General features: G+C 64.3%; 11 protein-coding genes and 1 pseudogene. 4 read left to right on the plus strand and 8 right to left on the minus strand.

The annotated features are described in order from the left end of the window. Nucleotides 1-25: 25 nt before the first annotated feature. Nucleotides 26-307, minus strand: coding sequence for a hypothetical protein (locus tag ACQHI0_RS10750; protein ID WP_427907795.1), 282 nt, complete (start codon nucleotides 305-307; stop codon nucleotides 26-28). A gap of 378 nt (nucleotides 308-685) precedes the next feature. On the opposite strand from ACQHI0_RS10750, the gene ACQHI0_RS10755 reads away from it, so the two are divergent. Beyond that, nucleotides 686-2,137 carry an amidase gene (locus ACQHI0_RS10755; protein WP_427907796.1) on the plus strand — a complete coding sequence of 484 codons (1,452 nt, stop codon included), beginning with the start codon at nucleotides 686-688 and terminating at the stop codon, nucleotides 2,135-2,137. Nucleotides 2,138-2,250: 113 nt separating this feature from the next. Next, nucleotides 2,251-2,595 (plus strand): DUF1330 domain-containing protein, encoded by a 345-nt coding sequence (locus ACQHI0_RS10760; protein WP_427907797.1) that lies wholly within the window; start codon nucleotides 2,251-2,253, stop codon nucleotides 2,593-2,595. Nucleotides 2,596-2,611: 16 nt separating this feature from the next. Here ACQHI0_RS10760 and ACQHI0_RS10765 read toward each other — a convergent pair whose 3' ends face one another. The 4 genes from ACQHI0_RS10765 to ACQHI0_RS10780 all read right to left on the minus strand — a co-directional run bounded on the left by ACQHI0_RS10765 (nucleotide 2,612) and on the right by ACQHI0_RS10780 (nucleotide 4,587). Next, nucleotides 2,612-3,118: a GNAT family N-acetyltransferase gene (locus ACQHI0_RS10765; protein WP_427907798.1), complete on the minus strand. Its 507-nt coding sequence runs from the start codon at nucleotides 3,116-3,118 to the stop codon at nucleotides 2,612-2,614. Continuing rightward, nucleotides 3,019-3,366 (minus strand): hypothetical protein, encoded by a 348-nt coding sequence (locus ACQHI0_RS10770; protein ID WP_427907799.1) that lies wholly within the window; start codon nucleotides 3,364-3,366, stop codon nucleotides 3,019-3,021. The genes ACQHI0_RS10765 and ACQHI0_RS10770 overlap by 100 nt, the downstream gene beginning before the upstream one ends. Beyond that, the gene (locus ACQHI0_RS10775) at nucleotides 3,356-3,811 is read right to left on the minus strand and encodes a hypothetical protein (protein WP_427907800.1); all 456 of its coding nucleotides are present in this window, start codon (nucleotides 3,809-3,811) and stop codon (nucleotides 3,356-3,358) included. The genes ACQHI0_RS10770 and ACQHI0_RS10775 overlap by 11 nt, the downstream gene beginning before the upstream one ends. 149 nt (nucleotides 3,812-3,960) lie before the next feature. Then, nucleotides 3,961-4,587 carry a TetR/AcrR family transcriptional regulator gene (locus ACQHI0_RS10780; RefSeq protein ID WP_427907801.1) on the minus strand — a complete coding sequence of 209 codons (627 nt, stop codon included), beginning with the start codon at nucleotides 4,585-4,587 and terminating at the stop codon, nucleotides 3,961-3,963. Between the two features lie 123 nt (nucleotides 4,588-4,710). On the opposite strand from ACQHI0_RS10780, the gene ACQHI0_RS10785 reads away from it, so the two are divergent. Continuing rightward, nucleotides 4,711-5,823, plus strand: coding sequence for a hypothetical protein (locus ACQHI0_RS10785; RefSeq protein ID WP_427907802.1), 1,113 nt, complete (start codon nucleotides 4,711-4,713; stop codon nucleotides 5,821-5,823). A gap of 28 nt (nucleotides 5,824-5,851) precedes the next feature. On the opposite strand, the pseudogene ACQHI0_RS10790 reads toward ACQHI0_RS10785, so the two are convergent. The 3 genes and pseudogenes from ACQHI0_RS10790 to ACQHI0_RS10800 all read right to left on the minus strand — a co-directional run bounded on the left by ACQHI0_RS10790 (nucleotide 5,852) and on the right by ACQHI0_RS10800 (nucleotide 11,603). Beyond that, nucleotides 5,852-8,404, minus strand: a pseudogene (locus ACQHI0_RS10790) (Tn3 family transposase). A 760-nt stretch (nucleotides 8,405-9,164) separates the two neighbouring features. Further along, nucleotides 9,165-10,250, minus strand: a complete 1,086-nt coding sequence (locus ACQHI0_RS10795; RefSeq protein ID WP_427907803.1) for a hypothetical protein — start codon at nucleotides 10,248-10,250, stop codon at nucleotides 9,165-9,167. A gap of 183 nt (nucleotides 10,251-10,433) precedes the next feature. Continuing rightward, nucleotides 10,434-11,603 (minus strand): hypothetical protein, encoded by a 1,170-nt coding sequence (locus tag ACQHI0_RS10800; protein WP_427907804.1) that lies wholly within the window; start codon nucleotides 11,601-11,603, stop codon nucleotides 10,434-10,436. A gap of 554 nt (nucleotides 11,604-12,157) precedes the next feature. On the opposite strand from ACQHI0_RS10800, the gene ACQHI0_RS10805 reads away from it, so the two are divergent. Beyond that, nucleotides 12,158-13,408, plus strand: a complete 1,251-nt coding sequence (locus ACQHI0_RS10805; protein ID WP_427907805.1) for a hypothetical protein — start codon at nucleotides 12,158-12,160, stop codon at nucleotides 13,406-13,408. Nucleotides 13,409-13,473 lie beyond the last annotated feature (65 nt).

Genomic DNA, 13,473 nt, shown 5'->3' on the forward strand with positions numbered 1-13,473 from the left:
GCTCGGCGTGGAGTGTTCGCCTGGGCTATTTCCAGGACGGCAGGCAGCCGGCGGCGCGCAGACGCGACGCGAAGCCGGTGTCGACGCTGCTGCTCGAACCGGTAGCGGAGCCGGTGGTGGCACCGGTGAACGCGGCGGCGAGTTCACCACCGAGCCCGGCACCGATCGAGCACCCGAGCAGATTGAGGTCGATGGTGATGATCTCGTTGGGCTCCGCGGGGTTGTCGGCGGCACTGGCCGGGCCTGCGAGGCAGGCGATGGAGGCGGCGACGGCGAGCGCGACGGCACCGGCTTTGACAGAACGCATGTTTCTCCTGGCGGTTGGATCGGCGAACTCCCGGTGCCGATCAGCCGTCGGACGACAGTCGGCACCGCGGCAGTGTGGCCGACCGGTCATGGTGGGGCAAACTCCCCTGATCGACTTACCCACGACGTCGACTGTCGAAAACCTGGTTGTGAAGCAGGTTATGTAGTGAGACATCCATCGCGTTGTGCGCGGCGGAATTTCGTGGCCCGCGCGCACCTGTGCCCCGTGGCGTCGTCGCTGTGAACTGGGATGGGTCAGCTCCGATGGGGGTGCGAATGCGGGAGTTCCTCAGTGCGGGTGAGCTGTTCGACGTCGCTGGTGGCTACCGGCGACTCGCGTGCGATCGCGAGCCCGAAACAGGTCGGTACGGTCGGATTCATGGAATGGAGCTTTCAGTCGGCCGAAGAAATCGTCGCTGCGCTGCGGGCCGGTGCGGTGAGTTCGGTGGAGGTGACCGACCAGGCGATCGACCGCATCGAGCGCGACGACAAGGCGATCAACGCGATCTGCGTGCGGGATTTCGACCGCGCGCGCGAGGCCGCACACCGTGCCGATCAGGCCCGCGCTCGTGGCGAGGATCGACCGTTGCTCGGGATTCCGGTGACGGTCAAAGAGTCCTACAACATCGCCGGGCTCCCCACGACCTGGGGCATGCCGCAATTCGCCGACTATTGCCCGCCCGACGACGCGGTGCAGGTATCGCGGCTCGCGGCCGCGGGCGCGGTGATACTCGGCAAGACCAATGTGCCGTTGGGACTGCAGGATGTGCAGAGCTTCAACGAGATCTACGGCATCACCAACAACCCCTGGGATCACACGCGCACGCCGGGTGGATCCTCCGGCGGGTCCTCGGCGGCGCTGGCTTGCGGATTCGGCGCGCTGTCGATCGGGTCCGACATCGGCGGTTCACTGCGCACGCCCGCTCATTTCTGTGGCATCTACGCACACAAACCGACACTCGGGCTGGCCGCGACCCGCGGTATGGTCGCGCCGCCCGCGACAGCGTTGCCGGTCGATCTCGACCTCGCGGTCGTCGGCCCGATGGCGCGCACCGCCCGCGACCTCACGCTCCTGCTCGACGTTATGGCCGGGCCGGACCCACTGACCAGCGGCGTGGCGTACGACCTGGCGCTGCCGCCCGCGCGTCATGAGCGACTCGCCGAATTCCGTGTCCTGATCCTCGACGAGCATCCGCTCATCCCGGCCGGGTCCGCGGTGCGGGCCGGGGTGAACCGGGTGGCCGACGCGCTGGTCGATGGTGGCGCCCACGTCGAACGACACAGTGCGCTGCTGCCCGATCTCGCCGAATCCGCGACGGTCTATGCGCGGTTGCTGTTCTCGGGCGCGGCCGCGCGGTATCCCGTCGAAGCCTACGAGCAATTGCGGACCCGGGCCGCGGCGGTGAGCGCGGACGATCAGCGTCTCGATGCGGTGCGGCTGCGCGCGATGGTGCTCACCCACCGCGACTGGATCGAGGCGAACACCAGTCGCGAACTCCACCGCGCCGGCTGGCGGCGACTGTTCACCGAGTTCGATGCCGTCGTGTGCCCGGTCACGCCCACTCCCGCGTTCGCCCACGACCACAACCCCGACCTGCTGGGCCGCCGCATCGACATCGACGGCGTCGACTACCCGTACCTCGACCAGCTCGTCTGGGCCGGCCTAGCCACGATGCCCGGCCTGCCCGCCACCGCCATACCGGCGGGGCGCTCACCCGATGGCCTGCCGGTTGGGGTGCAGCTCATCGGCCCGATGTTCGAGGACCGCACCCCACTGCGGCTGGCCGAACTACTCGAACACGAGATCGGCGGGTTCGTGCCACCGCAGTAGCGCCCAACAAGGGTCTACCTATAGATGACAGATTCGGGATCGGTCTCGGCCACCTAACTTGGTGATCACATCGGAAACGCGAGCACCGAGCCGCTACGGAATCGAGGAGAATCATGACCGCCTACGTCATCGCCAGGTTGCAGGACGCCCCGCTGCACGAGGAGATCGCCGAGTACATCGAGCGCATTCCCGCCACCTTCGAGCCTTACGGAGGCCGCTTTCTCGTGCACGTGACGCCACACGAAGTGAAGGAGGGTAGCTGGGGCGGGGGCATCGTGATGATCGGCTTTCCGGGAATCGACGAGGCGCGCGCCTGGTGGGACTCGCCGACGTATCAGGAGATCGCACCGTTGCGCTCCCGGCACATCGAGGGCGACATCATCCTGGTCGGCGGCGTCCCCGAGGACTACGACCCCGCCGCCACGGCCGAGGCCATGCGTGCCGCGCTGACCGACTGAGGGCAGGCCATGAACATCAGTTGCTCGGTTCGGTGAGCGTGATCCAATAGCGTTGCGCGGGGCCGAGATCGGTATCCCAAACCCCTTCGAAGACGCCGCCCAGGCTCAGGATCGTTCTCGCAGACGCGACGTTGTCGACGGCGCAGACAAGCAGAACACGGTCCATGCCGAGCTGGCTTGCTCGGTCGAGCATGCGGCCGAGTGCCCAGCCGGCGAGCCCGCGCCCGCGCGCCGTCGGGCGGATGCCGAAGCCGATGTGACCGGCCCACTGCGCGTATTCGTCGAGATGGTGACGCAGCGCGATCCCACCCAGGACCCGCTGGTCATCGACAATCCACCGGTAGGTGGTCTGCGCCGACTCATCGACCAGTCGCCCGACCCAGGCTGCAAATCCGGCCGGCGAATCGGCGTCATCCGCTGGTGTCAGGCCGAACCCGTCTTCATGTGCGCCTGCACCCCACTCGGCATGTGCGTCGAGCCAGGCGCGGTGCAGTTGTGTGGTCGGCGAGATGAGTTCGAGCACAACGGGGTTCCGGTAGTAACCGCCGAAAAATCAACGGATATGGCGAAGTTGCGGCCGCCGATCAGCCGGGCGGTGCCCGCGTCCCAGTACACGGTCTCGAGGACGTGTTCGTGGTGAGCGGGCCCGCGGCGGCGGGTGCGAGGTTTGGCGCCCTTGGACTTGACCGGGGCGCTGCGGGCGGCCAGGTCGAGATCTTCGATGTTGAGCTGGAGCAGTTCCTCTGCGCGGGCGCAGGTTTCATACAGCATCCGCCACAGCGTCTTCTCCCGCACGTGGATCTCGCGGCGGGCGATGACCCGGTCGATCGCGGTCCGTGAGCGGACCGCGGTGTCGGAGTGCGGCGGCGTCGACCGCCCGGCCGAGGCCGGGAGCGTCGGTGCGGTCCAGCCCTGCTCGGTGCACCAGCTCAGCCATTTGCCCACCGCGGCGCGCGTTCCAGGTGTTGACCGCCGCGCTGCCCCACAGGGTTTCCAGCGCCGCGCCGATCTCGGCGTCGGTGACCGAGTCCAGGGCACGGCTGTGCCCGATCAGCCCGTCAGAGCCCCGGCCCTCGATCGCGTCGACGGTCTTGACGATCGCGACGCCGTAGGAGCGGCGGGTGTTCGCCGAGCCGATCGTGTCGAGGAACGCCTCGGCGGCGGTGCGCAGGGTGCGCGCCGGCGCAGTGCGCAGCCGGGTCACCTTCGCAGCCATCGGTTCCCCGTCTTCTGCTTGCCCCGGATAACGGGGTCGCTTCGTGTATACGCCGCGACGGGTACACCGCAGGTCAGTCGAGTCTCACGATACCCCGGATAACAGCCCATTATCTGAGGTAGATGGCGGCCACGTAGCGTTCCTGCCACTCATCCCAGAGGCTGTGCGTGGGGATCGCTGCCTTCGGTGCGTGTGATGCCTCGGGTGATGAACGGCAGGACCTGCCGTACCGCGCTGGCCAGTTCCGCACCGTGGGTCAACCGCAGGCGCTGTGTTTCCAGGCAGGCCAGGACCATGTCCGCGGTGGCATCGGGGTCCTGATCGCCGCGGAAGGCTCCGCGGGTGATTCCGTGCTCGATGATCTCGCGCAGCCGGTCACGGATGGGGTTGACGTGGGCGATGAGTGCGGCGCGCTGTTCGGGTGGCAATGCCGTGGCCAGGCTCTGGGCGCTCGATGATGTCAGCGCGAATTCCGAGAGCACGGTGGCGACGACGATCCGCAGATGCTCACGTGGATCGTCGCTGGCGGCCAGTTCCCGGTCGAGCAAGCGCATGTACTGCTCGACTTGGTGGTGCGACCAGGCAAGCAGCAGTGCGGTCTTGTCGCGGTGATAGTTGTAGATGGAACTGCGCGACACCTGTGCCCGTTCGCCGACATCACGTAGCGTGACCTGCTCGTAGCCGCGCTCTGCGAGAAGTTCGTCGAATGCGCGGATGAGGCGCTGTCCGACATCGGTGCGATGCTCGGCCACCGACGAGCTGGTGATTTTCGGCAAAGTTGCTCTCCTTGATCCTTCGGTCCGGGATCACACCCCGATTTTTATGACACCGTGACGTCATATTATCGTGCCCGGCGGAAGTGTCACCGTGCGCCTGTGGCGCCGCCGAAAGAGAGTTCGATGACCGTCTCGGTACTGTTCGAGTTGATAGCCGCAGGCCACCTCGTCTTGGCGTGCCTGTGCATGCGATGGCTGGCTCGCACCGGCAACAAATTGCTGATCATCCCGATGCTGTTGTGCCTGGCCCTGCTCTACGACAACGCCGTGATCGGCGCGGGACGCGTGATCGGGGCCGGCGAGGTTCTCGAACTGGTGAGCGTGCCGCGGTTCGCGGTGCACGCGGTCCTCACGCCGCTGCTGATCGTGTGGGCGCGCGCCGCCGCCGACCGCGCGGGGGTGGCGTGGGCCGGTTCGCGGCCGGCGGTGGCCACGACCTGGGTGCTGACCGTGTGCTCGATCGGGTTGGCGCTGGTCAACGACGTGGCCGGACTGTCGTTGCAGGCTCAGCAGTGGGCAGGCACCCTGCGGTACAGCAACATTCCCACGCCCGACTCTGAAGCCCTCCCGGTGATCATTACCGGGGTGTTCGTCCTCGTCATCGGGGTCGGTATATGGATCCGGCGCCGCTACTCACCGCTCATGATCACCGCCTCGATCATGACCGTCGCCGCATCCCTTGCCGCGAGCTCACCGCTGCTGGGCAACCTCGGCGAACTGATCCTGGCCGCCGGATTGGTCGGCACGGCTCACTGGCTGGCCCGTCTACCCCAGACTCCGCCGGTGCCCGCCGGCCCGATCACCCGCCTCGCCCGCCGTCTCGGCTGGATCGCGTTCCCGCTTCTGATCGCGACCAGCACCATCCCCACCACAGAGGCATCCACCGGTAACGACCTGCTCGCCGTGGCCCAGGCGGTCTACCAGGTCCTGCTCATCATCCACGCCCAACTCGGCATCACCATCTACGGGTTACCGCCGAGAGGCAACCGACTACGCCGCTTCCACACCGGCTTCGGTTACGCCAACATCCCCCTGTTGGCTGCCGGGCAACTATCGGCCCTGTTCTCGACGACCACCGGCCTGGCCGAGTTCTGCACCCAGGCCCTGCTGATCACCATCACCGCCCACGTCGGCATCGGCACAGTCTTCGCTCTCCGCCGCAAACGCTCGGGGCCCGGATTGGCCATCACCACGCAGCGCGGCCGCAGCCATCCCCTTCCCGTTACACCCCATTAACATCACCACCCGTCGGGAGACAACCCGGTCAGAACAGTGTGTCGCGCACCCGCAAAGGCCGATATCCGGTCGGGCCCAGCTGGGCGAGTTCGGCGTTGATGTCGACTTCGATCGCGCCGAAGAAGTTGATGTTGGCGCTGTGCGCCGGGCTGATGTGGGCCAAGACCTCGTCGTCGATACGCTGCCCTGCCCGGCGCATCTGTTCCACGGCGAGCCCGTAATACTCGGTGGTCCAGGCGATCACGGCGTTCGTCGCGAGGGTCAAACACCACGCTTGCTCGGTCTGGTCGGCGAGGTAGCGGGCCCGGATCATGCCCTCGTGGGCATACAGCAGGTCCCGGCGCAGCGCGTGCAGGGATTCGCCCTTGTTGAGCTGGCGGGAGATCTTGCGCCGGTAGTCCGGATCGGAAATGTACTTCGCGGCGTAGATCGTGCGCCGCAGCGCCCCGTACTCCTTCAACGCCGCGGCCAGGGTGTTCTGGCGCCCCGACGCCGAGAGCTTGCCGACCAGCAGCGACGCGGTGGCGTGCCCGAAGTTGACCAGGGTGACCCCGTGGGTGTCGGTGGCGTGCTCGGTGATCGGCAGATCGGTGGCATTGCCCAGGATCTCGTCCAGGACGTAGTGGGCTTCGCGTTTGGTCGCCACGATCACCTTGGTGCCGTAGGTGGCGTGCTGGTCGGTGACATGGGTATAGGTCGACAGACCCTCATGGGCGAAGTAGCGGCTCATCGGCCGCGCGGTCGTCGACTTCCCGCGCGTGGGGAATCGCTGCCCGTCGCTCGAGGACACTGTGCCGGAGCCGAACACCGTGGTCAGCGGCAGACGCTGGTGGTAGTCGATGAGCACCAGGTTGGCCGCGCGCAGGGTTTCCTCGCGCACATACCATTCGTCGGTCCAGGACAAGATGTCGTAGGAGATGCCGCATGCTTCGGCCATCCGGGTCAACCCGAGGTTGGTCGAGTGCGCCAGCAGCACCGCGATCAGGTTGCGTTTCAACTCTCGCGTGCGGCTCGCTTGGCCGCCGGCGTGGGTGAAGCAATCCAGGTAGCGCGTGCGCTTGTCCAGCTCGATCAGCAACGACACGATCGGCGCGAACGGCAACATCTCGGTCAGCTCGGCCTTGAGCGAGATCGCCTCGGCCGGAACGTCCTCCGCGGTCAACGGCGAGATCACCAGGTCCCCGTCCTCGTCGACCAGCACCGGGCCCTCCCCTTCGGCGAGCACCGCCTCCAGTTCACCGAGGGCGGTGTGCAGTTCGTCGACCACGGCGGCCAGGGCGACGCCGGGATCGGCCGAGCGCCCCACCAGGCGGCAGAACTCGCTACTTTGCGGAGCCCACTGCTCGAAAGTGAGTAGGTAGGCGGCCGGGTCGGCGTAGCGGCGTGAGCCGGGCACGAACACGTCCCCGCTGCGCAGCCCGTCGCGCAACCCGAGCAGCACGCACAGCTCCCAGTAATGCCGGTAGGCGGTGGCGCTACCGGACTTTCGCGCCGCATCGAGGTACCCGCGCCACTTCGTGGGCACGAAACCGGTCGGGGCCTCGTCGAACACCTTCCGCCGGCCGGTGGCGTTGAGCTCGCGCAGCATCGCGACCGCGATCAGCAGCTCGGACGCGGCGGTGCCGCCGGCGAACCCCACCCGTCGACAGCACCGCGGGAGTGAACTGGCGCAGGTAGTTGTAGGAGGAATCCAGCGCGGCCAGATGCCGGTGATCACGCGGCAACCGGGGCTTGGCCTGCGCGAGCGCAGCGCGCAGGCGCTCCCACCCGATCTTCTCCCCCCGGATCAGCGCACCGATCTCATCATCGGCCACCGCCGGATCGGTGACGATCGCCAGGAGGTCGTCGAGCAACCCTTGGCGGTCCTCCCCGGACTTGCCACACTCGGCTAGTTCCTGCTGCATCCGGCGCTCGGCGGCACCGAACTTCGCCGAGAACGTCGGTACCGGACTGGGCCAGCACCGTGAGCAGGATCGGATACCGCCGCAGCACCGACATATCCAGGCGATCCGCGCCCAGGCCGCGCAGGAACGCCAGCTTCTCGCGCTGGGCCTGCTCGCGGGCGTGGGCGATGCGTTCGACCATGCTCACCGGGCCTGGCCGGATCACCCGCGCCGAGATCAGGTACTACTCACACCCCAACCGGAACAGCAGAGTCGGAGAATCGTGTTCCATCGCCCGCGCGAGCAGGAACTCGTCGAGCTCCTTGAGTTCGAGCGCACCCGCCGCCCGCCACCCGAGGTACTGGGCGACCAGCCGAAGGTGGTCGGTGCGGGTCTGCGCGCGGCGTCCGTAGGAACGGATCTCGGTACCGTCGACCCGCAACTGCTCAGCCAGGCGCGCTACCGCGATCGGTGGGGCGGTCACCACCCGATCGGGCACGAATCCCAGCCACGGCAACGTGCACAACGCGATCGCGATCGCGATCCCGAGCCGATCAGCCGGGCCGCGGCCGCGCCCGGGATCGACGAACGCCAGATCCGCAGGCGAGAGCGTGAAGAACCGGAACAGCTCTTCACGCCCGATCTCCGGGAACTCCCGCAGCGGGCCATTCCCCATCCGCGAACACCCGCGTCGCCACGAAACCGACCTCCCACACCAACCAATAGCGTTGGGAGCCAAGCCAACCAGCAACCAGCCATCACCGCAGGCCGAACCAGGTGAGACACGTCATGAAAGTGTCAGTGCGATGCGTCATGAGGATGTCAGTAGCTCCGTCTTGGGTTATAGAGCCGAATGTCGGAACATGCTGTTCTGCAATGTAGTTCACCGCCTGGTGCGGACTTCACCAGTGGTCGGCGGCCTTCGTCGAGCGACGGGTAGCAGCCTGCCCTTGGTGGGGCGCACGACTGTCGCTTGCGATCCGACGTACCCCCGGGACCCGCTGTCAGCGACCGGCAAGCTACTGACATTCTGATGACGCTTATGCTGTCATTGGCTGACATATTGCCTGCTCGCGGCGCTGCCGGGTCGTTGCACACGTCAAGTGCTGTCAGTAGCTAAAGGCGATTCTGCCCGTAACCCTGGGCAACGGCCCGTATCGTTCTGCGGCACGGGGTGGCTTGCCCAGTACCGGCACTGTCAGCCAGCGCAGGGCGGAGTCGCAGCCGCGTGCATCGGTCCCGCTGGCGAAGCCTAGGTCATCAGCAAGCACGCTCGACGTCGACCAAGGGGGGAGCTCGGGGCGGAGGTCGAACGGCTTGGACGAGGTTGATCTCAGTTCGCGCTCGTCGGCTGGATAGCCAACTGATGCGAACCTTCGAGCCTTACCTGGTGTCCGAGGTCGCGTTGAGTCCGTCGACCTTCTCAGTCGACGCGAATCCTCCTCGAACCGGGCCGACCTACTGACGCTCATCGTTTTGAGCTGCCGATTTCCACCCCATCGTCACACCAATCGGTACGCATGCACTTGCCACCAGGCCTGACTGAAACCGTGCTCGACGTGAGGTCCTCATGTAGCTGTCGATGATGGACGCCAGTCTGGTGCGATCGAGCGGTGCGGTGGGCAGTTCATCGGCCGTCTCCGGGAGCTCGGCTTCGAACTCGATGAGCTCGATCCCTGTCTCTGTGAACCGAACTCCCGCACCACCGTAAGTTACGAACGAGTCGTCGCCGCAGGCGAATCCAATCCGGAGTCCCCGTGCGCGGGCCGCGTGAGCGAACAGTCGGGTCATTTCGACGTGGTCCAGAGACTGGACGATCTCCGCAGTATCGTCAAACGAACGGGTGAAGACGAACGCGGCCTCGAGCAGACTCAGCAGCCGGAGGGGTCGGTAGACCTGATTGTCGTTTTTGGTTGTAGCGACGAGATAGACCTCGCCGAATGGTGACTCGTTGAGAGCGTCTCGCAACTCCTCCACGAGCAGTTCACCAACGTCATGCGACTCACCGACAAGAGGTCCGTGTTCGATCCAGTCATAAACGAGTAGATCGACGCGGGCCACCTGTTTGAGGTAGTCAGGTGCGAGGGTGTTCTTATCGATGATCCGCGCCGCGAGCTTGCGTCCGTGCAGATCCTCTGGGTTTTGCTCACGGAAGATTACCCGAAGGCCTTCGTGCTTGACGTTGCCATCCTTGTCGAGCACCGTAACTGACTGCACTGGCAGTTCCTGCACATCATCGGCGTGCCGATACGGTGACCCCTTCCGACTGATCTTGCCAGCGAGGATGTCATCGAAGTAGCCCGGAACATTCATCAGTCGGGCATCGGATTCGCTGGCGAACAGTTCGGTGATCTCCACACCGTAGGACCACTCCTCGGACCCTGTGCGCTTGAGCAAGAAGTCGGGTCGTTCACTTTCTGTGTAGTCGAACCGGTTCGTGTCAAAGACCGTAAGGAAAAGAGCCAGCTCCTTCGTCTTCTTTCTGCTGTCTCCGCGACTTCTCGACATCAATCCAATCCACCCTTCATGCGCCTCGTTCGCCACCGCCTGTGGCTCATGCTAATGCGGCAGGAGACCAGGGCGACCGAGTCGGGAGACCTTGCTGCGGAAACCTCAAGCGTCCCATGAAGTCGTCTCTCGCGGAGGAGGAGCGGCAGCCGCCCGCCGAGCCCGAACGGCTTGGGCGAAGTTGATCTCGGTTTTCGCTCGTCGGCCGTGTCAGGCTTGCTAGGTCATCATTTCGCTCGGCCACGACGTGTACAGCCGCCACTGACCTGTGTCGGGGTGGATGCCACCGTCAGGATCTTCCCATATCCAACGGAGCGTCGGCTCATAGTCGCGGTCGTTGATAGTGAGCTTGACCGTGATGTTGCACATGGCCAGGGCTGGCTGATCCACAGCAAGGATCTCGAATGCGGTCAGTCGGTACTTGTCATAGCGCTTTCGCATTTTCGCGGGCGGAACGATCGGTGTGCGTTTCGAATGACGGGCAAGCGATTTGGGCATGTGACCATAGTTTGTGCGGGTCCATAACGTCAGAAACTCCTGGCACGCAAGGTATCCCGGATGTAGCTCCATCCCCTGATCGCCGGATCGGAGTGTTTCGGGTTGGAATGCGGCCATCCGCCGCTTTGTGTCGCTGGACTGCTCGATTGTCGAAAGTAGCTTCTCTAACGACTCTTCCGGAGTAGGGTCAGGCTGGACGGGCGCCTGCCGCTTCTCCTCGGCCAGGGCCCAGTCGACCACAGCGAACAGGCGATTCCACGCCTTGGTTGCGACCATGATGTTGTTGTAGTTGGGCAGCGTGCCGTGAACGATGCCGTTGCGGTACAGGTCTACCGTCTCAGTCTGATCGGTGGCGTAGACGCCCTTTCGGAAGGTTGCATGCGCAGAGGTCAGCCCCATGTGGTGACCGACGACGCTGTCCCATGCATCGACCTCGCTCTCCTCCCGTGCGTGCAACCCCTTGCGTAGCTTCGTGTCGACATCGTTGACGAAACCGTCCATGACACTCATGAGGACGTGAACTACTGCGTAGTACCGTCCGGCTTCGTAGTCGGTGAGTGCGAAGTTGATGAGATGCTGTCGTGGACGTATCGCCTTGTGCTTTCCGGCTCGAAGCGTCATGAACCGAAGAGTGCCTTCTTCCTGGTAGTAGGCAACCAGCGCACTTTCGGCCGCCTCATGGTTACCACCGCTTTCTTGGATCAACGTTGCCATGCGGTCAAGGCTCAGCTGATCGTGGAAGACCCAGTTTCGTGGGCCGAGCAGCTCACCGAAAGCGTCGACAGTGTCGGTGATGTGCCGAAGCTTCTGGTGTAGCTGGTCGAAGTCGGGGCGCTGATCTTCGGGAAGGAGGCGTGCCAGCGGCTGATAGGTCTCCAGCTGCTGGTACATCTCGACCGCGGAAGGCAGATCGCGTGCGGAACTATATGGCATTGCTACCTCTCAGGTCTTCTGCGGCTGCAATCAGCTATCTGCCGCCTTGCCGAAGCTGCTCTGACTTCCTCCAAAGCTACTTCCGTCAGATCATTGTCACCACGCATTTTCGCGGCATGCGGCTGTACACCTGGTCGTGTCCACCTCGGCTCGCTGGCCGTTCCAGCGCCGGAGACCGTTGTGCGTTCGACAACGCGAAAACCCAAGCCAGTGTCGATGACAGCCAGAAGGCGGACGCGCACTCCGCAACGCCGCGGAGGGCAGGAACAGCCAGCAGATGTTCTGCCCGACAGCTGAGCCTGCTCAGGACCCTGGTGAGAAGGCCGACGGATAGCGAATCGAGGAGCCACCTCTTCGCTACCCCGTCCGGCCAACAGAGCCAGCTCGCACAGGAGATGCGTTGATCGCGAATTGTATGCTCACGCAACAGAAGTCGATGTGTAGTACTGCATTCAGAGCCCCCACCCTGGGGCTGCCATCGCATGGAGTCGGTGTAGCTAAGATCTACCTGGGTGATCGGCCACCCCGGTGCACGATCTCCTCCTCTCGAAGGGCTTGAGTTGGGCAAGAAGTGTGGGCGCGGCGAGATCCCGAAGAACCGGACTGTCACGCGGATGCAGATGACTGTGGCAGTTGCGCCTTCGGGTCCGTTGAGCATCCAGGGTGAGTTACAGCTGTGTCGATCGGCCTTGCTGTACGCGGACTCGGTGACGTTGATCAGCCCACAGATGTCCTATTTGCAGCTGATGGCTGGATACCGCCAGGCGCGAGACATCGAGTACCTGCGGCTCGCGGCGAAGGGGGCCCCGGTCTACGCGCCCGATGAGGCGGAGAGACTCAATCAGATGGTCGATCAGTACGACCGCACGTCGCGTGCTGACCGCCGCGCCCAGAAGAAAGAAATCCAGCAGTTCTTCGAGGTGCTGCGCCCGACGAAGGAATTGCTGATCGCCAACGCGGTGAATACCCTGGCGAACTGTGGCTACGATGAACTGGAACTGGCAATCAACGAAGGAATTCTGACTATCGAGCCGATGGATAATGTCGACCTCACGACATTCGGCGATGACCGCGAGTCTACAATCGGAACCTTTGAATACTTCAATCGTGTTTCGAATACACTTCTTACTGGAGATAGCTACCCGCTTTTCGATCAAGTGACAGGTGACCTCGTCAGGAAAGGCGTCGACGCAGGAATTCTCGCGCCGGTGCAGGTTGCTCGTCGACGTGGCCGGAACGCTGCTCTAGCCAACGGATTCTTCGACCATCTCCCATACTTCGAACACGCCACAATTGATGAGATCCTGGATATCCGGACCGATCTACGGAAGCCGCTCGGCAAGTTCCGTGAAGGCGTACAGCAGATCTCCAAGGATATAGACCTCAATCCTGAAGACCCTCAATTCCCGCACATCATAGCGGATGAATGGACCGCGAAAATTGCTCCTGCATTGGATGAAATCGATGAGCTGTTCGCCGAGAACTCCAGCTACCGCGACCTACTGCGGCGGGGAATCTCTGATGCTGCGGGATTGGCTGGACTGACAGGGCTTGGGAGCATGGTTGTCGCTGCCGGCGCAGCCGGTGGCACCCCCGCGGCGACAACTTTGCTACTTGGAGGCGGAGTCGCTGCCGCGCTGGGTATACCGATGGCCACCTTGCGAGCAATGCAGGCGCAATGGAAAGATCTGGAAACTGCCAAGAACGCGCAGTTCTACTTTCTGTATGAGGCCAATGCTCGGCTTGCGAGTCCGGCCAGCTAAATGCGGTGTGAGCTACGGGCCGGCATTCGATCGCTTCTCTGCGCGACGTGTGATCTGAAGTAGCA

Origin of the sequence: Nocardia sp. FBN12 (genome assembly GCF_050320175.1) — a bacterium.
GTDB lineage: Bacteria > Actinomycetota > Actinomycetes > Mycobacteriales > Mycobacteriaceae > Nocardia.

Excerpts from the sequence above, each read along its gene's own strand:
- ACQHI0_RS10750 (WP_427907795.1), bottom strand. The coding sequence starts at position 307 with ATGCGTTCTGTCAAAGCCGGTGCCGTCGCGCTCGCCGTCGCCGCCTCC.
- ACQHI0_RS10755 (WP_427907796.1), top strand. The coding sequence starts at position 686 with ATGGAATGGAGCTTTCAGTCGGCCGAAGAAATCGTCGCTGCGCTGCGG.
- ACQHI0_RS10760 (WP_427907797.1), top strand. The coding sequence starts at position 2,251 with ATGACCGCCTACGTCATCGCCAGGTTGCAGGACGCCCCGCTGCACGAG.
- ACQHI0_RS10770 (WP_427907799.1), bottom strand. The coding sequence starts at position 3,366 with ATGCTGTATGAAACCTGCGCCCGCGCAGAGGAACTGCTCCAGCTCAAC.
- ACQHI0_RS10775 (WP_427907800.1), bottom strand. The coding sequence starts at position 3,811 with ATGGCTGCGAAGGTGACCCGGCTGCGCACTGCGCCGGCGCGCACCCTG.
- ACQHI0_RS10785 (WP_427907802.1), top strand. The coding sequence starts at position 4,711 with ATGACCGTCTCGGTACTGTTCGAGTTGATAGCCGCAGGCCACCTCGTC.
- ACQHI0_RS10800 (WP_427907804.1), bottom strand. The coding sequence starts at position 11,603 with ATGTACCAGCAGCTGGAGACCTATCAGCCGCTGGCACGCCTCCTTCCC.